Below are 21,788 nucleotides of genomic sequence, written 5' to 3' on the forward strand. Positions count from 1 at the left end.
AATTCATTTTAATACAAATAATTCCAAAATGAACCTCGCCCAAAAACTCGGCTATCCTGCCAACACCAAACTTTTAATGATTCATGCGGATGATGCTGGACTCTCCCATTCGGAGAATATCGCTACCATGCAATCGCTTCAACAGGGTATCGTCAATTCCTATAGCATAATGGTACCCTGCCCTTGGTTTTACGAAATGGCACAGTGGTCTAAGCAAAATCCCCAATATGATCATGGCGTACACCTGACGATAACCTGCGAGTGGGAAAATTATAAGTTTGGCCCTGTTTTACCAGTATCGGAAGTACCCTCTTTGGTCGATTCCAATGGACATTTCTATAAAAAAAGGGAACAAGTTCGGGAACATGCCACGGTAGAAGATGTCCGCAAGGAACTCACTGCCCAGATAGAAACATTCCTCTCATACGGCCTCTCCTCTTCCCATTTGGATTCGCATATGTATAGTGTGGGGAGCCGCCCTGATTTGTTTGAAGTCTATAAGGAATTGGGTAGACGTTACAAGCTTCCTGTGCAGCGTAGTCGAGAATTATCTGATATGGTGGGCCTAGATGAAAGTAGTCCGATAAAACCCGGGGCTATTCCGGTGGACAAAGTCCACATTGGGGATATTTCGTATTTTGAAAAGGGTCAGTTATGGGACTATTACGCGGGTGTTTTTGATGACTTGGTAGAAGGTTTCAACGTAATCTTGATTCATCCAGCTTTTGACGAACAGGAAATGCAGGGGGTTACGGTGAACCATCCTAACTTTGGTTCGGAATGGCGGCAGATAGATTTTGATTTCTTTACCAGCGATTTTGCCAAGGCTCAAGTAAAGAGGGATGACATTCAATTAATCAATTGGTCGGATATTAAGCGTATATTTTAAATTGCCAAACATTTCACAAATCCCGTCAGTTCGAGTTTTTCCAAAGGAAAAGTATCGAGAACGACGGGAATGGCAGATAAAATTCTTGTTTTCGATACTATTTTTTCAGTTTATAACTGAAAAAATCACTCAAACTGACGAATTTCACCTATAGTTACTTGAACTGACGACAAATAAAAACAACAGACATGAACCTGGAACAAAACAAACAAAACGCCATAGCCTTTTACAAAACCGCCTACATGGGCGACCCAAAAGGGGCAGTTGAAAAATATATTGGAAAGGAATACATTCAGCACAACCCAGATGTGGCCGATGGCACCCAAGGGTTTATCAACTATTTTGAACGGATGCAAGCTGAATATCCGGATAAATCCATCGAATTTGTGCGCTGCATTGCCGAAGGTAATTTGGTAGCCTTGCACACCCACCAAACCTGGCCAGGTAATGTCCAATACGTGACCATGGATTTCTTTCGGTTTGATGAAAATGGGAAAATCTGTGAGCATTGGGATGCCATCCAGCAAATTCCAAAAGAATCTGCCAACCCCAACACCATGTATTAATGAGCTGGATCAAAGTTATTGGCTACGAGGAGGCCAACAAAGAACTCAAACGAATTTATGACCGCGTAAAAGGCCCCAACAACAATGTGGACAATGTGTTGCTTATCCATAGTTTGCGGCCACACACTTTGGTGGGTCACATGGCACTCTATAAAAATGTGCTCCATAATTCCAACAACACCTTGCCCAAATGGTATTTGGAAGCTTTAGGTACGTATGTGAGCCATCTTAACCAATGTGATTATTGTTTTGAGCATCATTTTGAGGGTTTTAAAAGATTGTTGGGCGATGATTCCAGAGCAGACACTTTCAAAGAAGCCGTTCTAGGGAATACACTGTCGGACTTCTTTTCCACCAAATTTTTTGCCGGAAGCCAATACGCCAAAAAGCTTACCCTGGACCACACAAATATCATCAAGGAAGATATTGAAGGCTTACGAGAAGTGGGCTTCACCGAAGGTGAAATCCTCGAAGTCAATCAGGTGGTCAGTTATTTTAATTATGTAAACCGAAGCGTGGTCGGTCTAGGTGTGGATACCCAAGGAGATATTTTAGGCCTTTCGCCCAACGACAGTGATGACCCCAACAATTGGAGCCATAACTAGTCCCATAAATCTTCTATTTCCTTTCGGATAAACTGGTTGATTTCCCATTGGTCTCCCAATAGCTCTTGCGTTTGTGGATGTTGCAAGGCATACGGCAATGGGCCGTATTCAGGAGCTATGGTGATATAAGGTCTTCCAGCCGCTTGAGCATTGTTTAGCATGGCTTTCCACCAGTTTTTGAATTGGGATAATTCTTCTTTATAGGTATTAACCCTTGGGTCAATAACCTGTGGACTTTGGGAAGATCCCACCCGAGCATGGATATGGTAGGTATGCTTTATGGCCAAATCCACAGCTGCGTGCTGATTCTCCAAGAGGGTTTCTGCCACACAGCACCAATGGGACAGGTCTGAAGTCAGTTTTAATAAAGGAATTTCATGCAAATATTGCTTACAAACGTGCGCCGCAAAGGGAAATCGTGACCTGTGGGTTTCGTGAGCAACGGGAACACCTGTTTCTTCCTCTATCTCTTTTGCAATATTGATCAGCTGTAAATTCTGCTCAAAAGAAAAGAAATCCCTTCCAGTATGTGAATTGACCAGCAAAGGTTTTGCCTCTGCTAAATTGTATAAATGAAGTTTGTACTCCGCCTTGTGCTTTTCAAGATTTACTTCCTGAGTCTGCCAATGCTGCCCTACAAAGTCCAGCTCAAAATCGTTTAACATAGCCACAATTTCCTTTTTTTCCTGACCAAAAGGCAAATCTATTTCCACCCCATGATAGCCATGTTCTTTGACTTTGGTCAAGAACACTTTCCAATCCAAGTGGGCACTCCCCCATCTTGGGTAAATCCATTTTATTTCCATAGGCTATTTGTTCCGTACTTTTCGCTCTCCGGTATGATCAACGCCCTGCTGCCGCTCTAACTGGATCATTGCTTTAGGCCTGAAATTAAGAATTAAAGCCCGTCTTTGCGAATCTGTAGTATTGCCTCTGCTAAAATGGAGGGTAAATCCATCATGGAAAGTACAACCTCCAGGCTTTAAAGGAATACATTCTGCATCTTCCCCATCCGTTTCGCAGTGCAAGGCGCCACCTTCCGTATAGTGTTTATGGGGTAAAATGGAATCCCCATCTTTGGGAATGAACCACATACAACCGTTTTCCTCATAGACCTCATCCAAAGCAATCCAGCAGCTGGCCGATCGTTTGTCCGGCATCTTGATCCAATATGCTGCATCTTGGTGCCAAGGGGTTGGGGTATCGGTATGTGGAGCCTTGTTGATCAACATATCAAAATCGAGCTCCATGTCCTCCCCCAGCATATCTCTTACATGATCCAAAGCCAGTTGATATGAAATGGTGGCTGACAATTTAGGTTCAATCATACTGGGCCGCATGATCTGGGTTATTTTTTCCACGGCACCGCTTTCTCCGCCACCCAAATCACTTCGTAATCCCATAGTGCGCTCTTTGTCCTGAAGTAATTCATTGTATAAAACTCTAAGATTTTCTACTTCTGAATTGGGAATCAAACGGTCCAATTTTGCATATCCATTTTTTAGGAACAAATCTTTCATCGTTTATGGTTTAAACTTGATGTTTCAAATTAAATGGGAATTCTGAAAAAAGTCTTCTAAATTCGTACGACCATACTTTTTTATACAAATTCATGCAAAATCAAACAAAAAAACGCAGAGTATTCCACCTACCAAGCTTGGGTTATCCAAGGTTTGTGGATTTTGGACATTACCATTATCGAAAAGTTGAACCCATACTGGAATCCCATCAGCACCGAGATGTCTTGGAAATTTGTTTTTGTATAAGGGGGCAACAATATTATGAATTGGGAGAAAGTCTATTGAAGCTCAAAGGGAACGACATTCTTATTATACCTCCCAATCAGGCTCATAGTTCCGGGGTTTATCCAGAAGATATTGGGGAATTATACTGGCTACAAATCCATATGGATCATAGCAAAGGTTCGCTTTTTCATCTACCTAAAGAACAATCGGATTATCTCATTGCAGCCCTGGGTAAAAATGCAGGGCATATTTTCAAAGGTGCTTTGGGCCAAAAGAACCTCTTGCAAAAACTGGTAAGTCAGCTAGAAGTGGAACAATCCACCTTAGTTCAGCTTACCACCAACCAAATACTCGTTCAATTACTTTTGGAAACCTTAGCATTGTCGAAAGCTACTCCAACAATAGTTCCTTCGGAAAGGTGCAAGGTCATTGATGATTTTATTGCTACAAATCTGCATCGGATTATTTATGTGGATGAGCTCGCCGAATTGGTCAATTTTTCTACTGCTTATTTTAAAAGCTGGTTTAAGCAACACTTCGGTGCTCCACCCAAAGCCTACATCAACCGTTTGAAAATTGAACGGGCTAAATTAGAATTGCTAAAAACCAATTCCATAACTGATGTAGCTTACAATTTGGGGTTCAGTACGTCACAATATTTTGCCACAACCTTTAAAAAGTATACCGGAATATCGCCCAAAGGATTCAGGGCGCAAATTGAAAAGGCTTAGACCCGCACAATCTTGGCTCCGATGGCACGTAGCCGTTCGTCGATATTCTCGTAGCCCCGATCTATCTGTTCAATATTGTTGATGGTAGATGTACCCTTGGCAGATAAGGCTGCAATCAAAAGTGAAACTCCCGCCCGAATATCCGGGGAAACCATATTGGTTGCTTTCAGTGTGGATTTAAAATCGTGTCCAATTACCGTAGCACGGTGGGGATCACAAAGAATGATCTTGGCACCCATATCCAACAACCTATCCACGAAGAACAGGCGGCTTTCAAACATTTTTTGATGGATGACTACCTCGCCTTTGGCCTGAATGGCCACAACGAGCAAAATACTCAATAGGTCCGGGGTTAAACCGGGCCAAGGCGCATCAGCAATAGTCAAAATAGAACCATCGATATAGCTCTGTACCTCGTATCCGTTTTCATGCTTGGGAATATAGATGTCATCTCCCCGTCGCTCCAATTGTATTCCCAATTTTTGGAAAGCGTTCGGAATCTGGCCCAAATCGTCCCAGCTCACATTTTTTATGGTGAGTTCACTACGGGTCATGGCGGCCAGACCAATCCAGCTACCAATTTCAATCATATCAGGTAACATGGTATGCTCAGTGCCACCCAATTCTTCTACGCCCTCTATGGTCAATAAATTGGAACCAATCCCAGAGATTTTAGCTCCCATCCTGTTAAGCATTTTACACAACTGCTGCAGGTAAGGTTCGCAAGCTGCATTGTAAATAGTGGTGGTACCTTCAGCAAGTACGGCTGCCATTACAATATTGGCGGTACCAGTAACGGAAGCTTCATCCAAAAGCATATAGGCTCCTTTGAGTTTATCCGCTTCCACTCCATAGAAATATTCTTCTTTATTATACCTGAACTTGGCACCCAGTTTAATAAAACCTTCAAAATGGGTATCCAGTCTTCGTCTTCCTATCTTATCACCTCCAGGTTTGGGAATGTAACCTTTACCAAATCTGGCCAATAGTGGGCCTACCAACATAATGGAACCTCGTAAGCCACGACCATCTTGCTTGAATTGGTCGGTCTGCAGGTAATCCAGATTGATATCATCTGCTTTAAACGTATAGCTACCTTTTCCTTTTTTTTGGATTTTGACACCGAGGTCTTCCAATAAGGCAATAAGCTTGTTGACATCTACAATGTCAGGAATATTATTGATGGTGATTCTTTCTGGTGAAAGCAAAACCGCACAAAGAATCTGGAGTGCTTCGTTCTTTGCTCCTTGGGGGGTTATTTCACCATGTAGTTGGTGTCCACCCTCTATTCGAAATGTTCCCATGGATACCTATGGAATTTAATATCTTTTTTTACCCCTATTACTTCGTTGTCCCTTCTTGTGGTTGGTGCTGCCACCATTTCTATTGGACTTAGCCAAACGGTTTTTAAGGAACTGACCGCTATCAGTAAGGTTTTCTCCTTTTGGGGCCAAGTCTATCTGTCCATCACTTAATTCCTTTAAGTGTGCAAAAATTGCGGAGTCTTCAACCGTGTCCTTGTTCCAATTGAGATAACACTTTTTCATGTGATTGGCAATGGCATACTCCAAACCGGAACGCATATCTCCTTGTTCCCATTTAATGGCCACATCGATCATACGTTTGATGTTGTTGCCATAAAAACGATACTTGGGATGATTCTGCGGATACTCCAAAGGTTCTGGCCGTTGTTGCAAGGTCTCCTGGGAGGTAATCGGAAACGGGGAATCCACGTCCAGTTTAAAATCGGACATGATAAAGAGTTGATCCCACAATTTATGCTGAAAATCCGGTACATCACGCAGGTGGGGTTGCAAATTTCCCATAACACTGATAATGGATTTGGCTACTTTGTTTCGTTCCTCACGATCTTCAATGGAAACGGCATGATCCACCATTTTTTGGAAATGACGCCCATACTCGGGAATGTGGAGCTTTGGACGCTCCGTATTATATTCTAAGTTGTCTACTGAGTTCAAATTAATAGGTTTAATGAAATTAACTAACGGGAAGTCTATCCTATAACGTCCGCAAAATACTAAAAATTATGGCAATCCGGTTTAAAGCGATATTACCCCCTCTACTTGGGAAACTTCCTTGTACTTGGCAATCACAGCATCCGGACTATCCAACTGGACCGTAATGGAGATACTGGTGTACGTTCCTTTTTTGGATTTCTTGGATTCGATAACCGCTCCGGTGTTATCAAATATGGTATTGATCTGTTCTATTTTTTCTTCATCCGTGGGGACAATAAACTTATAGAGGTACTTGGATGGCCAACTGCTGTTCTCCAACAATTGCTCCTTTAGACGTGCATAAAACTCCTCGGATTTCTCCTTCTCCATACTGCAAGTTTTTACAAAGATATGGCTTACTATGCAATTTTTTTTCCTTGTCCCTATTTCATTACTTTGTGTTGACAAAATTATCTAATTGAAGAACCATAAAGTTGTTATTACCGGAGCTCCTGGAACGGGTAAAACATCCATCATCCAAGGGCTGGAAGACAAGGGCCATCATTGTTTCCATGAAATTATCAGGGATATGACGTCCAACGCAAAACTGGAAGGGGAACCCGATTCCTTTGTGTCAAATCCCTTGGTTTTTGTGGATGACGCCCTGCAGTTCAACAAAGATTTACTTTATGGGAGAACCAAGCATTTTATCAACTCTTTGGATTTGGAAGTCCCCATAAGCTTTTTTGATCGCGGGATACCCGATGTTTTGGCTTATATGGACTTTTTTGATCAGTCCTATGACAAGGAGTTTATAGATGCTTGCGAAAATCACCTCTACGATGCCATTTTTATAGTTCCTCCGTGGAAAGAAATTTATGTTTCGGACAACGAACGGCTGGAATCCTATGAAGAGGCTGAAAAAATCCATGATGCTTTAATGGACACCTACACAAGATTTGGTTATAAACCGGTATTGGTACCTAAGGATTCCGTTGATTCCCGTGTGGATTTTATCTTGGATAACATGAAATCCACTTAGTGCAAAAAGATACCAAATCCGTTCTAAGGGAATACTGGGGCCACCAAGATTTTAGAGGTTCCCAAAGCCGAATCATTGATGCTGTGCTGTCCAAAAAGGACGTACTTGCCTTGATGCCTACCGGTGGAGGTAAATCCATTTGTTATCAGGTCCCGGCCCTGGTCACGGATGGTATTTGTATTGTAATCTCCCCCTTGGTAGCGCTTATCCAAGACCAAGTGCATCAGCTCAAACAAAAAGGTATCAAGGCTATTGCGCTTACCGGAGGAATCCCTTTTGGTGAACTCAATGATCTCTTGGACAACTGCATCTATGGTAATTACAAATTCCTATATCTGTCCCCAGAGCGCTTGCAGCAATCCATAGTTCAAGAGCGGATACGGGAAATGAACGTCAACCTTGTTGCCATTGATGAGGCACATTGTATATCGCAATGGGGCAACGATTTTAGACCAGCCTATTTGGATTGTTCCCTATTGAGTGAATTGGCTCCGGTAGCACCGACCATTGCTTTGACCGCTACGGCAACCCCGAAGGTGGTACAGGATATTTTGGAGAATCTACAATTGGTGAAACCTAAGGTGTTCAAGGACTCTTTCTCCCGCTCCAATATCAGCTTTAGGGTTAAGCATACCGATGACAAGAACTACCAACTCAAAAAGATTCTGACCCAATTGATAGGGAGTTCCATTGTGTATGTCCGTTCGCGGAAAATGACAGTTTCCTTATCCGATTTCCTGAATAAGAATGGGGTTAAAACCACCTTTTTCCATGGAGGTATATCCAAAGTTGATAAAGAGGAAAAGCTACAACGATGGCTCAACGGAAAAGTGAGCTGCATTGTGGCTACCAATGCCTTTGGAATGGGTGTGGATAAACCAGATGTGCGCTGGGTAATCCATTATCAAATTCCAGACAGCTTGGAAAGCTACTTTCAGGAAGCAGGAAGGGCCGGAAGGGATGGGCAACCCTCATCTGCATTGATTATTACATCCAATGAGGATGCTGATAGTGCAAAAAAACAATTCCTTTCCTCCCTACCGGATGTAGGTTTTGTGAAGAAACTTTATGTACAGCTCAACAATTTCTTTCAGATTTCCTACGGGGAATCGGTATTGGACGCCTTGAGCTTCAAATTCAATACCTTTTGCAAGCGATATGGGTTTCCAGCTAATATGGCATTCCATGCGCTGCGTATTTTGGATCAAAATTCCGTGCTTTCGCTATCCGAGAATTTTTCAGAAAAGACCACTTTGAAATTTGTGGCTTCCAGAAATGGGATTTTTCAGTACTTACATGACAATAACAACGTTGCACACATCATCCAAGCCATACTTCGTACCTACGGTGGGATCACGGAATATGACACCAAGATTAATCTACACTTGCTTTCCAAAAAAGTGGGGGAAAATGAAAAAACCATTAAAAAGGTACTGAAGCAATTGCAAGCTGACGGGGTAGCGGAGTACCAAAGTGCTACCAGTGATTTGGAAATTCAGTTTTTAGTGCCAAGGGAAGATGACAGGACAATCAACCCCTTCGCAAAAAAAATAAAGGATTTCAACGCGGTTAAACAGAAAAACATGGCCGCCATGTTGGATTATGTGCAAAATACATCCACTTGCAGAAGTGTTTTTGTCTTAAATTATTTTGGGGAAAAGACCCCAGAAAAATGCGGTACTTGCGATATTTGCACCCTAAAAGACTCCGTTCCAACCGACGGCTTGAAGAAAAGCCTTATCCAGCTCCTGCAAACGTCCCCACAAACGTCTAGAAAACTGGAACTCGCTCTGGGAATTGAAGAAAAACTGATGTTGCAGGCCTTACAGGAGCTTTTGGAAGACGAACGGATTCGATTGAATGAAAGAAATGAGTACGAAATTGAAAAATAACCCTTTGCGAATTGTGTTTATGGGCACCCCGGACTTTGCCGTGGGTAGCCTAAAAGCTTTATTGAATGCCGGATTTAACGTAGTTGGGGCCATTACCGCCCCAGACAGGCCAGCGGGACGGGGACGAAAAATCCAGGAATCCGCTGTGAAACAATTTGCAAAAGCACACCATATTAAGGTACTGCAACCTACCAATCTTAAAGATGAGGAGTTTTTACAAGAACTGAAGGAGCTACAGGCCAACTTGCAAGTTGTGGTGGCTTTTCGAATGTTGCCTGAAGTTGTTTGGCGCATGCCCGAATATGGAACCTTTAACCTTCATGCCTCGCTCCTTCCCCAATACCGGGGCGCAGCTCCCATCAACTGGGCCATTATAAATGGGGAAACGGAAACTGGAGTGACCACCTTCTTTATCGATGATAAAATTGATACGGGCAGTATCATCCTTCAAAAAACAGCACCCATCCATCCTGAAGATGATGCAGGCACCCTGCACGACCGATTAATGGAATTAGGAGCCAGTCTGGTCGTGGATACCTGCAAGCAAATTGAAGAGGGTACGGTGACAAGTATTCCCCAAAAGGACACCATGGACATTAAGTCCGCGCATAAAATTCATCGAAACACCTGTCAAATCAACTGGGACCATTCCATACAGGATATCCACAACCATATAAGAGGGCTTAGTCCATATCCGGCAGCATGGACTTATTTGATGAACCATGGTAAGGAAGCCCCGATCAAAATCTTTAAGACCCGGATAGAGGAGTTGAATCATGATTATCCAATGGGTAAATTAATCTTGGAAAAACGGAATTTAAAAGTGGCAGTTCCAGGAGGTTATCTTCATATTTTGGAAGTGCAACTTCCGGGAAAACGGCGGATGAAAATCGAGGAAGTGCTCAACGGCCTAATTCTTGATGAAAATGCCCATCTTCGCTAAACCCTTATTAACACTAGGCTCACAAAAGTCGCATTTTTAATTCGACTTTATCAACAAACGTTTCAAGTTATCAACAAAAAGCCCTATTTCCCTTGGTTTTACTTGCGTTTGAGGCAAATCCATATAAATTTGTTCAGCATTAAAGTTATTTTAACAACAATTAATTTAATTCCATTATGAACAAAACAGAATTAATCGATGCTATGGCAGCCGATGCTGGCATCACTAAGGCAGCAGCCAAAAAAGCATTGGAATCTTTCTTGGGTAACGTAGAGGGATCTCTTAAAAAAGGAAACAGAGTTTCTTTAGTAGGTTTCGGTTCTTGGTCCGTATCCAAGAGAAATGCAAGAGAAGGTAGAAATCCTCAAACAGGACAGACTATCCAGATTGCAGCAAAGAACGTTGTAAAGTTCAAAGCAGGAGCAGAATTGAGCGGCTCCGTTAACTAATCAGATAGGTTATACAATATACAGAAGCATCTCCCCACGGAGATGCTTTTTTATTTTAACCCAGTCCCAAAGGTTTTTGTAATTAACGGATATTATATTACATTTAATTAAGAGAACCTATTAAAATGGTAAGCCTAAAGCCCATAAAAGGAAGGTTACTGGTCGCGGAACCAGCACTTACCGGAGATGTTTCCTTCAACCGGTCCGTGGTTCTTTTGGCCGAGCACAACCATGAGGGTTCGGTCGGGTTTATCCTTAATAAACCCTTGGATTACAATATCTGCGATCTAATTTCTGAAATTACAATTCCCTTCAAAGTGTTCAACGGTGGTCCCGTGGAACAGGATAACCTCTATTTTATCCATAAGGTTCCCCATCTGATTGACGACAGTATTGAGATTTCCGATGGTATTTTCTGGGGTGGGAATTTCGAAAAGACCGTTGAACTCATCAATAAAGGCACCATCACCGAGCAGGATATTCGCTTTTTCCTAGGATATTCCGGTTGGGGTTCCGATCAATTGGATAGTGAGCTCTCCTCTAAATCATGGGTAGTGGTACAGAATGAATACGAAAGTGATATCCTTGAAAAATCCTCCAATGCCTTTTGGAAAGAAAAAATGGTGGAATTGGGTGGGGATTATCTGCTTTGGTCCAATTCTCCCGAAAACCCGTCCTTAAATTAGCCTAACCCAATCGGGCTTTAGCATTCAATTTTCCTAATAAGTTTTGGGCAACCGTGTTTCCATACTTCTTTTTTCTGTATTTACTGATGGAAACAATGCCTTGAACACTGTTGGTAATGAAAAGTTCATCAGCCTTTTGAAGTTCAAAGGGCGACACTGATGCTTCCTCCAATTGATAATCTTCGAGAGCTCCGATAATTTCCATGAGTTTTTTACGAACGATGCCGTCCAAACATCCATCAGCTAAGGGAGGGGTTTTGATACTGTTGCCCTTAACCACAAATAGATTGGAGTTAATGGCTTCAACCACTTGCTTTTCTCCGTTGATCAAAAGGCAATTGTGATACCCATTTTCTTGAGCAAAAACACTCGCCACTATATTTAGGGCCTTGTTATTGGTCTTTAAATTGGATAGCATATCCTTGTTCACATAAAAATCCTTGAACAACTCTACCTCGTACGGACCAGTGTTTAACAAATAAAATGGGGAACCCAATGGTGAGGCCTCAATCAAATAGGACACTTGGTTGGTAGCTGGACCATACAAACCGCCATCTTTTCTAAAAACAGTTAAACGGATTCGTGCAGGATCGTCCTCCAAACCATTTTTTTGAACAGTACGGAGTATCTCCGCTTCCAAAAATTCTAAAGTAAACTCCATGGGAATTTCCATACGTAGAATCCGCATGGAAGCCATTAAACGAAAATAGTGGTCCTCCCAAAAAAAGATGGTTCCGTTTACACAACGTACCGTTTCAAAAAGGGCGTCCCCAAACTTAAGTCCGCGATTGTCAGCAGTAAGGATTTGGGAGTCCTTGGAAAGCAAAGCGCCATTAAAATTGACCATAAAAAAGTCCCGAATTTTATCGGGACCAAATATACGTTATCCTTAAGAATCCTTTACTTGGAACCTAGTACCTGTTTTAAATCAGATACTTGGTTTTCCCAAAGCATCCTAGCCTCATCCACTTCGTCCTCCTCGGCAAAATCGGTGATGAATAAAGAGACGTCCTTAGTTATTTCATCCACAATAATGCGCATTTCAAAAAAGCTGTCATCATCATTTTCTTCCCAAGCAAACTTCACAAACTCATCGCTCTTACGCTTTAACATAGTGGCTTTTTCCTCCGCTCCATCCCAGATAAAGGAGAACAATTCGCTTCGTGAATTTACATTGTCAGCGTACCATTCAGATAGGCCTGAAGGGGTGGATATATATTGGTAAAGCAACTGGGGGGAAGCTTGTATGACAAACTCTATTTCAAATTTAACCTTATCGCTCATTCTAGTGTTCTATTTTTCTTTTTCAAAAACGTGGTATAGTTCGGGAAGATATAAAAATAAATATCAAATAATAAATTAAAATGAATTTTGATTCGGCAAAAATTAAACTTTATATTTGCACCCGCTAAACCGCAAAATGGCGAGGTAGCTCAGGTGGTTAGAGCGCAGGATTCATAACCCTGAGGTCGGGAGTTCAAGTCTCCCTCTCGCTACTCATCAACCCCGTTTTTCACGAAATGGGGTTTTTTTGTATACCATTTTTCATACTTTTCCTACCCCAAGGTCTACGTAGGTAATTGAAGATGGTTTTGCCAAGGTGAAACAACTATTCGTAAAAAAACAATTCGTCCACAAACAGCTGGCCTTCTTCTCCTTTTTTGGGATGCCAATGGGGGAGATTTTTTATTCTGCTGGCCGTTATTTTATAGTACCGAAATGTACTTTTGGGGAATTTGATTGAGACATTGGAAACACCAAAGTCAGGAGCATCCTTTTTAAAGTCCACCCTAGTTTTCTGCAAAAGCTGTAGTTCATCTTTGATGTTCCCTCCCCAAACTTCAATGGACTCAGGAGGAGCGATTCGCTGCCACCCGATCAGGCAATGGCTCAGCATCAATTCACCAATCTGCGGCGGTGATTCCCCAAAATCGGCAAGAGCGACCAAAGGGGTATTGGTAAATCCAATCCATGCCAACGAAATCATACTTCCCTGGCTCCCAATATAGTCATCCATCAAGGTGATTCCACCCTGGCCCTTATTTTTGGGATTGGGTTTGGACAGTAGCTCGAGGGCAAGGGGTTTGATTCCTTTTTCAAAGAAACTAAAGGTGGCTTCATCACTCGGTTCCCAACCTGCTTTCATCGCTTTGGCCTTAAGCACAAAATTAGTATCAAATTCCAATGGGTTGGCATATAATTGTGACGTACTATCTGGAGCCGAACCATCCAAGGTAAAGCGAATATCCACATCCTTCAATTTGTGCGTCAAAGTGATGGGTTCACCCCTGGAAAGCACAGCACTTTTGTTGCTTAAAATTGGGGCTCCCAACTGAAATTCCTCCTCCGATTGTCCCTCAAATCCGTCCACAAACCGAATGCCCGGATATTTATCCTGCAGGGTCTTAAGCTCAGAACCGGAAATTTTGGTTCCCCATAAATAAACGGTAGTCAAAGTAGGAAAGCCCTCCAAAACTTTCTCTAACCCAATGTCCACCATGGTTCCTGAAATTGAAAGGGATTTTAATTGCGTATTAGCTGATAATTGGGTCAAACCTGCAGTGGTCACTTGGGTAAAATTCAGATTGAGTTCCTCCAAGTTTTCCATCTTGGCCACAGGGTCAAGATTTGCATCTGTTATCGGTAAATGGGACAGGTTTAAGGAAACCACCTGTGTTTTAATCTTTAACAATTCCGTTAGGGATTCGGGTCGAAACGCACTTTGTCCAAAAATTGCAACTTCTATGGCCGGGGATTGGGGAGATTGCTGTACTACAGTCCTATAAGGGCTGTTGAGTTTGTTTATCAGCGTCGCATCGGCATGGGCAAAACCGTATATAGGTTTTTCTTCTTCTATTTTGAACCACTTGTCATAAACCAACGACTTCAAAGGAATGGAATCTGCAAGGTTGGCCAATGTAGCCAAGGTATCGGCATCGGCATCAATCCAGTGACGGATGAGTTGGATTTCTTTCTCAGTGAGCTGGGGTTTTCCTTCCGGCGGCATGTGATCCTCGTTTTCGATGGGCAACAACGCGCGCTCTACAATGGCACTTCCCTCGCTATTACCAGCTTCCCAAATAGGCCCATTCTCCCCACCTTTCAACATTTCCGTTAGCGATGACATGATCAATCCTCCTTTGTGCTTATCCGGATTATGGCAGGAGACACATTTTTTGTCAAGAACTGGCTGCACATAAGCTTTAAAAATCGGAGTGTTTTCGTCAATAATAGGGGCACTTTCCGCCAACAGAGGTTCTGTTAGAAAATTGGAACCGTGGGTAACGCCCGCTCCAAAATGCCCAACCAGGACCATAAGAATTCCGGTACTGTACAGCACTGGGTAGTACAACAGCTTTTTAGCTTCAACAGATGTGAGCAGATATACCAAGAATGCCAATACCACCCCAAGCCATTTATGCCAATTCATTAAGTCCGATTCATAGCCTTCTTTATATAGCAAAAAGCCCATAACGGCTGTAAGCGTGGTAGTCAAAGTTGTAATGCTCAGCAGTAGACCATTTATTTTTTGATAGGATTTGGCATCAATCTGACTTTTTAGAAACGAAATAAAAATCAACAGAAAAACCAGTACAACGGGAAAATGCAATAGTAGAGGGTGCATTCTTCCAACAGGCTGCAACCAGAAAGGAATTTGTATGTGTTGCTCAAAAACCAACAACACAACGAGCAGGCAAAGCAGTGCAAAAACTATATTGGAAACTATGCGTTCAAATCCTTTCATACTACGCCAAGATGTCTTTTACCACGTGTCCGTGAACATCCGTTAATCTGAACCTACGTCCCAAATATTTATACGTGAGTTTTTCGTGATCAAGCCCCATAAGGTGCATAATGGTGGCCTGAAGGTCATGCACATGCACTGGGTCCTTGATGATGTTGTACCCAAATTCGTCCGTTTCCCCATAGGACAGGCCTCCTTTTACGCCACCTCCAGCCATCCAAATGCTATAGCATTTTGGATGGTGGTCCCGTCCGTAATTATCTTCGGTCAGCTTACCTTGACAGTAGTTGGTTCGTCCAAACTCTCCGCCCCAGATAACCAAAGTTTCATCCAAAAGCCCACGTTGTTTTAGGTCTTTGATCAAGGCTGCCGAAGCTTGGTCCACATCCTTGGCCTGACCCGACATTTCTTCAACCAAATTGCCATGCTGGTCCCATCCTTGGTGGTACAATTGTACAAAACGCACTCCTGATTCTGATAATTTTCTGGCCAACAAGCAATTGGATGCGTAGGTTCCAGGGATCATGCAATCCGTACCATACATTTTGATCACATGATCAGGTTCTTTGGACAAATCCGTGATCTCCGGTACCGCAGTTTGCATGCGATAAGCCATCTCATATTGCTGGATTTTGGCGTGGATTTGGGGGTCACCAAACTCTTCAAAGCCCATGTGGTTTAGGGATGCCAAATGATCCAACATTTTTTTTCTGCTCTTCATGTCCATCCCATCCGGATTGTTCAGATACAGTACTGGGTCCTCGCTGGCGCTGAACTGAACTCCCTGGTGCACACTGTCCAGGAAACCATTGGACCACAATTTGGAATAAACGCCTTGGCCATTTCCCTTTCCGCGGGAAAGAAGAACACAAAATGCGGGCAGGTTTTTATTTTCACTTCCTAGCCCATAACTCATCCAAGCGCCCATGCTTGGGCGATTGCCCTGTTGTGAACCTGTTTGTAGGAAAGTCAGCGCAGGGTCATGGTTAATCGCTTCGGTGTTAACCGTTTTTATCACACAGATATCATCGGTGATCTCTGCAATTTTTGGAAACAGGTCACTTACCCAGGTCCCTGAACTTCCATATTGCTTGAACCCAAATTTGGAGCCTACCAACGGAAAACGCTCTTGATTGGCGGTCATTCCGGTGAGCCTTTGCCCCTGCCGGATGGACTCGGGCAAATCCTGACCATACATTTTATTGAGCAACGGTTTATAATCAAAGGTCTCCAATTGCGAGGGAGCCCCATTTTGAAACAGCATGATAATGCGCTTTGCTTTGGAAGCAAAATGTCTGATTCCCAAGGGTAGTTCCTCGGCGTCTGAAGCACTGCCTTTAAATAGGTCGGGGACCAAAAGAGAGCCCAGGGCGGCACTACCAACACCAAGCGCCATTTTTCCAAGGAAATGTCTTCGGTTCACATTAAGTCGATGCTCAAAAAATTCTTTTTCCATGGTTTAGTTTTAACTTCTGGTGGTGGCTTCTTCCAAATTGTACATTGTATGGATAACTTGCATAAGGGCCGCAATGGTTATATCGTCCCTGTTTTCCAGTGACTTGTATTCCCCAACGTTCAGGAACGCTCCTGCATCATCCAGATTGGATTTAAAATACGCCACTTGATCGTTATAATATCCAAGCAAAACATCCAATTCTTCAGGTTTGGCTTCACGACATACAATACGTTTAAACGCATTTTTTATGCGTTCTTGGTCCTCCAATTCCGAACTACCCAGATTTTCCGCCAATACCCTGGACGCCTCCAAAACGGTGGGGTCATTTAGCATTACCAAGGCCTGAAGTGGCGTACCTGTATTTAATCTTCTAACCTCGCATTGGTCTCTATTGGAGGCATCAAAGGTTAGCATCGAAGGCGGTGGGACCGTACGTTTGATAAAGGTGTAAATCCCCCTTCGATACAAATTTTCCCCATGGTCCTGCACATAGGCCTTCAGCACACCCCTACCGGAGGTAGCGGCCAACCAAATGCCATCGGGTTGGTAAGGTTTTACACTGGGTCCCCCAATCTCATCATTTAATAGACCGCTGCTTGCTAAAACATGGTCCCGAATCATCTCGGCTCCCAAACGCGTTCGATGCATTCTGGACAGCAAACTGTTTTCAGGGTCTTTTTCCTGCTTTCTTTTTGTGTTTCGTGCGGATTGGGTGTAGGTAGACGACATCACAATTTGTTTTACCAATCTTTTGATGTCCCAACCGTTTTCCCGGAAATCCACTGCAAGCCAGTCCAACAATTCGGGATGGGTGGGCAATTCCCCTTGCATGCCAAAATCCCCAGCGGTTTTTACAATTCCGCGACCAAAAATCTCTTGCCAGATTCGATTTACGAATACCCTGGATGTTAGCGGGTGTTTTTCACTCAAAAGCCACTTTGATAAACCCAATCTGTTGGGGCGAAAGTTCAAGGTGTCAAATGCCATGATCGCTTTTGGGGTATTAAAAGTGACCACCTCGGTCTTTGCATCATAATTCCCACGGTCCAGAATATGGGTATCCCTAATCCCCACCGAATCTTCCATAACCATCACAGCGACCGGATAGGAATCCTTTTTATTGACAAAGGTGAGTACCTCCTCCACCATTTCATCTGTGATCTCCATTCTAGGTGGGTCGGCATAATTTCCGTCAATAGTTCCCACCAATCCCTTTTCAGGAACTTTATCAAAAAAGGCAAAAGTGCTATAATAGTCGTTTTGCGAGATAGGATCATATTTATGATCGTGACATTTGGCGCACTCATAGGTCAATCCCAAAAAGGCCTTACCAAAGGTATTTGTACGGTCGGTCACGTATTCGATTCGGTATTCCTCATCAATGACCCCTCCTTCTTGGGTAATTTTATGGTTTCTATTAAATCCTGTCGCCAATAGGGCTTCCACATTTTTTTCAGCTAAGAGGTCACCTGCCAATTGCCAGGTTAGAAATTGATCAAAGGGATAATTCTCGTTAAACGCATGGATTACCCAATCCCGCCAGGGCCACATGGTTCTTGGCCCATCATCTTGATACCCGTGTGAATCGGCATAGCGGGCAATATCCAACCAATGTATTGCCATTTTTTCGCCATAGTGTTTGTTGTCCAACAATTGGTCCACCATCTTTTCATAGGCGTTGGGAGAGGTATCCTGTTCAAAAGCCTCCTGCATGGCAAGGGTTGGCGGAAGGCCGGTCAAATCAAAAGATACCCTTTTCAGTAGATGGGATTTAGCGGCAGTTTCATTGGGTTTCAGTCGCTTTTCGTCCAATTTGGCCAAGATAAAATGGTCAATTTCGTTAGTGGGCCATTCGTCATCGGAAACCTTGGGCAAGTTAGGTCTTTCGGGAGCCACGAATGCCCAATGGGGTTTGTAAGCTGCTCCTTGTTCTATCCATTTTTTGATCAGATCAATGTTGTATGCACTGAGTTTTAGGTTTGATTCCGGTGGGGGCATCATTACAGTGGAATCTTGGGAGGTAATGCGCAGATATGCTTCGGATTGTTCTGGATTCCCAGATACTATGGCGAACTTATCATTGTAATCCTTTAAGGCGGCATAAGCCCCCTCCTGGGTATCGAGACGGAGGTCTGCCTCCCTTTTATTGGCATCGGGGCCGTGACACGCAAAGCACTTATCGGACAGTATGGGGCGCACATGGAAATTATAATCCACAACGTCTGGGACTTTCTTGTTATCTCCATCGGAGGTGTGGTTCAAACAAGAACTGCAGATCAATGCAATCAGTAGTATGCGAAGTGGAGTGATGTTCATAAAAGTGCTCAATGAAATATGGTAATAAGGTAGCCAACCTATCGCAATTTTGCCAAAAAACACCCCTTTTTATCAAAGAATCGGTTTATAATGACCAAAATTTCAAGAAAATGAATGAATAACGTTGTTTTTAACGTTGCACATGGGCAAATTGAGGATTCTACCCACCCGTTTATTCGAAATTTCTGGCACCTATTGTCTTCAAAAAGGTTCCAGAAAGTCCTGTGGTGCTCAACCCTTCAATATTTATCTGAATTTTGTTGGCTATGTCGGAGTTGAAAAACCGAAGCGTGGCCTTGCCGTTATCGTCTGTTCTCAACATGGGATCCCAAAACAATGTCGAGCGGAAATCGCTTACATCCTCCAAACCAGGCTCCGAGTCGTATAATGGGCTATAAAACTCCTTTCCAGTGGAATGGACCGTAAGTTCCAAATTCGAGGACTTGGGTTTTTTGTTAAGGTTAGATCCAATTTTGGTGTAGATTAGAAACACGCCTGCCGCACCCTGAACTCCATAAATTACGTTTGAAGCCATTTGCGGGTCCAAATACTCTATTCTTTCAATGGATTGCACATTGATATGGGCAATGGCCCTGGGTACCCCACTCACCAGTTCAGGTATGTTACCTCCTACAATTGAATCCTTAAATCCGAACCTTGGCATAGGAAATCCATCCACTACCCAAAGTGGGCCTCCTCTGGGGTCGGAAATGCGATTGGGTAAATTCATACCCCTCATCCTGCCGATCAAATGCATAACATCCACCGAATTTGGGTAATCGTCCGCATAAACAACCCTATCAGGCTCAATCCCATATTTTGAAGGTCTTGTCCATTCCTTCTTTTCGGTCTTTTCCGTGGATACGCTTACCTCGTCCAAATTGATAATTCCCTCGATTGAGGAAATCGAATTTCCTTGACTTCGAATTGCTGATAATCTCTGATAGTTTTCTTCACCATCGGAATGTTCTGAAGGAATAAAATCAAATTTTGGTTCGGGTAATTGAATATTCTGTTTTTGTAATTTAACCTTTGAACATTGGATTTTACCCTTGGAGTTGTAGGCATTAAAAACCAACTCGGCTTTCCCTGAACTATTAAAATTCTTCACCAAAAATCTGCCAAAGTCATCTGTGACAAAACTGTGTTCGGACAAGTTTGTCTCGGATTTTGCAATAATCTTAAAGGGGGTATTTCTTAGGAGTTGATCGTTTCTGCCATAGGCAATACCTGCAATATTGGTTCCCTGAGCAAAAGAAAAAGCCCTGTTTTTGCTTTGGCCATTCAAAATTTCAGGCCACTGATATTTTCTCCAACCGTGCGTGAGCATGACCAAATCCAATTGGTACTGGGTCGTTCGGCTTTGGTCCCTAAATAGTTCGGCAGGTCGATGGATTTGTCCCCGCAAATCTGACTGCAACAACAAGTATGAACGTATATTGGACGAACCAGTATCTTTTGCAAATTGGTCAGCATCGGAAATGGAAACCGAAAGCGCCGAAGAGACGGGCATGCCATTGGAATCCTTAACAACAATATCAACCTCAATTTCTCCCCTTGCATGGAAAACAGTGCTTTTGGTTGTTGCGCTTATGCGCAAATTTTCCCTGTTGTTAATAAAAGAAAGTCTTTCACAATGTGGGTTCCCTTGATCGTCAAACAAGCTTAAAGACAATATGCCACTTGGAATCTTGGAAGTGGAAATTTCCAGTGTCTGATTATCGTTTGGCCCCAAATCCAATCGCTCTTGAAAATATCGCTTTCCCCTAGAGAGTCCCAACAAGTAGAAAGATCTGTTAGCATATTGTGGGCTAGCCTGCACCTGGATCACAATTTTACCATATTCCTTGCTTCCAACTGATAGTGCGTAACCCTCCGATAAAACAGCAGGCAAGGGGTAAACGGTACCATCTTTAAGAACGGCCCTGTAGTTCGTATTTGCTTTGGGGAGCAAATAGAATATTCCGGAACCCCGAGAAACCGTATTCAACTCGGCAACCACATTACCATGTGAATCCTCAACATATCCGGAAATTACTTTTCCCATACCATCTTTGCCAACGGCCCTAAAAGCAATTTTAGTGGTTAGGCCATCAATAAGATTTCCTCCTTCGGGAAAAAATTGTAGGTCCAAGGGAGCATCAATAATGAAAGGGTTCTCGGATGGATCCACCCGACCAAGTACCTTGACCTGTTTTTTATAAAAAAAGTTCTGATCAAAATTTCGCATCCAATTCGTGTAGGACCTAATTTGATAGGTTCCAGGCTCAAGGTCCTTTGGAAAATGGATAGATCCCTGCGCCCTCCCCTTGCTCAACTGGACGGTTTGGGACGCAACTATATCCTTGGATTGACTTATCAGGTCTACATGTAGGACTTTGCTTGCCTCGGAATATAGATGGTCAGCTCCCAATACCAAATAGGCGCTAAACCAAATCTCCTCGTTTGGGGATACAACTTCTTTATCTAAGTGCAAATAGGCCTTTTCAATTGGATTTTGGGAGTGATACACATCCAACGATTCATTGAAATTTGACCAAACGAGCTCTTTATCCAATCCGAAATTGTTCTGACCATATCCCAACTGGGCGGTCAAAACAAATAGAGCGGAAACTACGATCAATATTAAAGATCTCATATGAAAAGCCATGTAGATGAACTACTTCCCTACTAAAGATAACGGATTTTTTTAAAGATTCCTTGTCTTGAAAGCACCATACGGACATGGGGTTTTGTATTGCTCCGGATGACCAATATCACATATT

The 21,788-nt window shown here is 43.0% G+C and carries 20 protein-coding genes and 1 tRNA gene; 10 read left to right on the forward strand and 11 right to left on the reverse strand.

Translation table 11 applies throughout. From position 1 onward, the window contains the following. Nucleotides 1-28: 28 nt before the first annotated feature. The 3 genes from M3P07_RS06760 (at nt 29) to M3P07_RS06770 (ending at nt 2,060) form a co-directional block, all read left to right on the forward strand. Nucleotides 29-889, forward strand: coding sequence for a polysaccharide deacetylase family protein (locus tag M3P07_RS06760; protein WP_249969136.1), 861 nt, complete (start codon nt 29-31; stop codon nt 887-889). Between the two features lie 188 nt (nt 890-1,077). Continuing rightward, nucleotides 1,078-1,455 (forward strand): nuclear transport factor 2 family protein, encoded by a 378-nt coding sequence (locus M3P07_RS06765; RefSeq protein ID WP_249969137.1) that lies wholly within the window; start codon nt 1,078-1,080, stop codon nt 1,453-1,455. Beyond that, nucleotides 1,455-2,060 carry a carboxymuconolactone decarboxylase family protein gene (locus M3P07_RS06770; RefSeq protein WP_249969138.1) on the forward strand — a complete coding sequence of 202 codons (606 nt, stop codon included), beginning with the start codon at nt 1,455-1,457 and terminating at the stop codon, nt 2,058-2,060. Before M3P07_RS06765 ends, M3P07_RS06770 begins: the two co-directional genes overlap by 1 nt. Here the strand turns inward: M3P07_RS06770 and M3P07_RS06775 are convergent. Further along, on the reverse strand, nt 2,057-2,866 hold the full coding sequence (locus M3P07_RS06775; protein ID WP_249969139.1) for a sugar phosphate isomerase/epimerase family protein: 810 nt from the start codon (nt 2,864-2,866) through the stop codon (nt 2,057-2,059). The genes M3P07_RS06770 and M3P07_RS06775 overlap by 4 nt on opposite strands. Nucleotides 2,867-2,869: 3 nt before the next feature. Next, nucleotides 2,870-3,580, reverse strand: coding sequence for a phytanoyl-CoA dioxygenase family protein (locus tag M3P07_RS06780; protein ID WP_249969140.1), 711 nt, complete (start codon nt 3,578-3,580; stop codon nt 2,870-2,872). 92 nt (nt 3,581-3,672) lie between these two features. Here M3P07_RS06780 and M3P07_RS06785 point away from each other — a divergent pair, with 92 nt between their 5' ends. Then, entirely contained in the window at nt 3,673-4,536 is an 864-nt protein-coding gene (locus M3P07_RS06785; RefSeq protein WP_249969141.1) for an AraC family transcriptional regulator, read from the forward strand. Here the strand turns inward: M3P07_RS06785 and murA are convergent. The 3 genes from murA to M3P07_RS06800 form a co-directional block, all read right to left on the reverse strand. Next, nucleotides 4,533-5,840 (reverse strand): UDP-N-acetylglucosamine 1-carboxyvinyltransferase, encoded by a 1,308-nt coding sequence (gene murA / locus M3P07_RS06790; protein ID WP_249969142.1) that lies wholly within the window; start codon nt 5,838-5,840, stop codon nt 4,533-4,535. The two genes, M3P07_RS06785 and murA, sit on opposite strands and share 4 nt — an antisense overlap. 15 nt (nt 5,841-5,855) lie before the next feature. Next, complete coding sequence (locus M3P07_RS06795) at nt 5,856-6,515, reverse strand: DUF4290 domain-containing protein (protein WP_249969143.1); 660 nt, start codon at nt 6,513-6,515, stop codon at nt 5,856-5,858. Nucleotides 6,516-6,596: 81 nt separating this feature from the next. Continuing rightward, entirely contained in the window at nt 6,597-6,884 is a 288-nt protein-coding gene (locus tag M3P07_RS06800; RefSeq protein WP_249969144.1) for a DUF493 family protein, read from the reverse strand. Between the two features lie 88 nt (nt 6,885-6,972). Here M3P07_RS06800 and M3P07_RS06805 point away from each other — a divergent pair, with 88 nt between their 5' ends. The 5 genes from M3P07_RS06805 (at nt 6,973) to M3P07_RS06825 (ending at nt 11,506) form a co-directional block, all read left to right on the forward strand. After that, on the forward strand, nt 6,973-7,536 hold the full coding sequence (locus tag M3P07_RS06805; RefSeq protein ID WP_249969145.1) for an AAA family ATPase: 564 nt from the start codon (nt 6,973-6,975) through the stop codon (nt 7,534-7,536). Further along, complete coding sequence (locus M3P07_RS06810; RefSeq protein ID WP_249969146.1) at nt 7,536-9,428, forward strand: RecQ family ATP-dependent DNA helicase; 1,893 nt, start codon at nt 7,536-7,538, stop codon at nt 9,426-9,428. Before M3P07_RS06805 ends, M3P07_RS06810 begins: the two co-directional genes overlap by 1 nt. After that, nucleotides 9,406-10,371, forward strand: a complete 966-nt coding sequence (gene fmt, locus M3P07_RS06815) for a methionyl-tRNA formyltransferase (RefSeq protein WP_249969147.1) — start codon at nt 9,406-9,408, stop codon at nt 10,369-10,371. Before M3P07_RS06810 ends, fmt begins: the two co-directional genes overlap by 23 nt. 176 nt (nt 10,372-10,547) lie before the next feature. Beyond that, entirely contained in the window at nt 10,548-10,820 is a 273-nt protein-coding gene (locus M3P07_RS06820; protein ID WP_138832494.1) for an HU family DNA-binding protein, read from the forward strand. Between the two features lie 125 nt (nt 10,821-10,945). After that, a complete protein-coding gene (locus M3P07_RS06825) occupies nt 10,946-11,506 on the forward strand; it encodes a YqgE/AlgH family protein (RefSeq protein ID WP_249969148.1) in 561 nt (186 codons plus the stop codon). Nucleotide 11,507: 1 nt separating this feature from the next. Here the strand turns inward: M3P07_RS06825 and M3P07_RS06830 are convergent, their stop codons facing one another. Then, nucleotides 11,508-12,353: an aminotransferase class IV gene (locus M3P07_RS06830; RefSeq protein WP_249969149.1), complete on the reverse strand. Its 846-nt coding sequence runs from the start codon at nt 12,351-12,353 to the stop codon at nt 11,508-11,510. A gap of 53 nt (nt 12,354-12,406) precedes the next feature. Continuing rightward, nucleotides 12,407-12,790, reverse strand: a complete 384-nt coding sequence (locus M3P07_RS06835; protein WP_249969150.1) for an START-like domain-containing protein — start codon at nt 12,788-12,790, stop codon at nt 12,407-12,409. Nucleotides 12,791-12,928: 138 nt separating this feature from the next. Between M3P07_RS06835 and M3P07_RS06840 the strand changes: the two genes are divergently transcribed. Beyond that, nucleotides 12,929-13,002: transfer RNA gene (locus tag M3P07_RS06840), tRNA-Met, on the forward strand. A 113-nt stretch (nt 13,003-13,115) separates the two neighbouring features. Here the strand turns inward: M3P07_RS06840 and M3P07_RS06845 are convergent. The 4 genes from M3P07_RS06845 to M3P07_RS06860 all read right to left on the reverse strand — a co-directional run bounded on the left by M3P07_RS06845 (nt 13,116) and on the right by M3P07_RS06860 (nt 21,661). Beyond that, complete coding sequence (locus tag M3P07_RS06845) at nt 13,116-15,251, reverse strand: c-type cytochrome domain-containing protein (protein ID WP_249969151.1); 2,136 nt, start codon at nt 15,249-15,251, stop codon at nt 13,116-13,118. A gap of 1 nt (nt 15,252) precedes the next feature. Beyond that, entirely contained in the window at nt 15,253-16,707 is a 1,455-nt protein-coding gene (locus M3P07_RS06850) for a DUF1501 domain-containing protein (RefSeq protein WP_249969152.1), read from the reverse strand. Nucleotides 16,708-16,716: 9 nt separating this feature from the next. Then, the gene (locus M3P07_RS06855; RefSeq protein ID WP_249969153.1) at nt 16,717-19,023 is read right to left on the reverse strand and encodes a PSD1 and planctomycete cytochrome C domain-containing protein; all 2,307 of its coding nucleotides are present in this window, start codon (nt 19,021-19,023) and stop codon (nt 16,717-16,719) included. A gap of 172 nt (nt 19,024-19,195) precedes the next feature. Continuing rightward, the gene (locus M3P07_RS06860) at nt 19,196-21,661 is read right to left on the reverse strand and encodes a hypothetical protein (protein ID WP_249969154.1); all 2,466 of its coding nucleotides are present in this window, start codon (nt 21,659-21,661) and stop codon (nt 19,196-19,198) included. Nucleotides 21,662-21,788 lie beyond the last annotated feature (127 nt).

The sequence above is a fragment of the Flagellimonas myxillae genome, from assembly GCF_023502235.1.
In the GTDB taxonomy this organism is placed as follows: Bacteria; Bacteroidota; Bacteroidia; order Flavobacteriales; family Flavobacteriaceae; genus Flagellimonas; species Flagellimonas myxillae.

What these genes read in the sequence shown, in the direction of transcription:
- M3P07_RS06760 (WP_249969136.1), top strand. Translation starts at nt 29, where the DNA reads ATGAACCTCGCCCAAAAACTCGGCTATCCTGCCAACACCAAACTTTTA.
- M3P07_RS06765 (WP_249969137.1), top strand. Translation starts at nt 1,078, where the DNA reads ATGAACCTGGAACAAAACAAACAAAACGCCATAGCCTTTTACAAAACC.
- M3P07_RS06770 (WP_249969138.1), top strand. Translation starts at nt 1,455, where the DNA reads ATGAGCTGGATCAAAGTTATTGGCTACGAGGAGGCCAACAAAGAACTC.
- M3P07_RS06775 (WP_249969139.1), bottom strand. Translation starts at nt 2,866, where the DNA reads ATGGAAATAAAATGGATTTACCCAAGATGGGGGAGTGCCCACTTGGAT.
- M3P07_RS06780 (WP_249969140.1), bottom strand. Translation starts at nt 3,580, where the DNA reads ATGAAAGATTTGTTCCTAAAAAATGGATATGCAAAATTGGACCGTTTG.
- M3P07_RS06785 (WP_249969141.1), top strand. Translation starts at nt 3,673, where the DNA reads ATGCAAAATCAAACAAAAAAACGCAGAGTATTCCACCTACCAAGCTTG.
- murA (WP_249969142.1), bottom strand. Translation starts at nt 5,840, where the DNA reads ATGGGAACATTTCGAATAGAGGGTGGACACCAACTACATGGTGAAATA.
- M3P07_RS06800 (WP_249969144.1), bottom strand. Translation starts at nt 6,884, where the DNA reads ATGGAGAAGGAGAAATCCGAGGAGTTTTATGCACGTCTAAAGGAGCAA.
- fmt (WP_249969147.1), top strand. Translation starts at nt 9,406, where the DNA reads ATGAGTACGAAATTGAAAAATAACCCTTTGCGAATTGTGTTTATGGGC.
- M3P07_RS06820 (WP_138832494.1), top strand. Translation starts at nt 10,548, where the DNA reads ATGAACAAAACAGAATTAATCGATGCTATGGCAGCCGATGCTGGCATC.
- M3P07_RS06825 (WP_249969148.1), top strand. Translation starts at nt 10,946, where the DNA reads ATGGTAAGCCTAAAGCCCATAAAAGGAAGGTTACTGGTCGCGGAACCA.
- M3P07_RS06830 (WP_249969149.1), bottom strand. Translation starts at nt 12,353, where the DNA reads ATGGTCAATTTTAATGGCGCTTTGCTTTCCAAGGACTCCCAAATCCTT.
- M3P07_RS06835 (WP_249969150.1), bottom strand. Translation starts at nt 12,790, where the DNA reads ATGAGCGATAAGGTTAAATTTGAAATAGAGTTTGTCATACAAGCTTCC.
- M3P07_RS06845 (WP_249969151.1), bottom strand. Translation starts at nt 15,251, where the DNA reads ATGAAAGGATTTGAACGCATAGTTTCCAATATAGTTTTTGCACTGCTT.
- M3P07_RS06850 (WP_249969152.1), bottom strand. Translation starts at nt 16,707, where the DNA reads ATGGAAAAAGAATTTTTTGAGCATCGACTTAATGTGAACCGAAGACAT.
- M3P07_RS06855 (WP_249969153.1), bottom strand. Translation starts at nt 19,023, where the DNA reads ATGAACATCACTCCACTTCGCATACTACTGATTGCATTGATCTGCAGT.
- M3P07_RS06860 (WP_249969154.1), bottom strand. Translation starts at nt 21,661, where the DNA reads ATGAGATCTTTAATATTGATCGTAGTTTCCGCTCTATTTGTTTTGACC.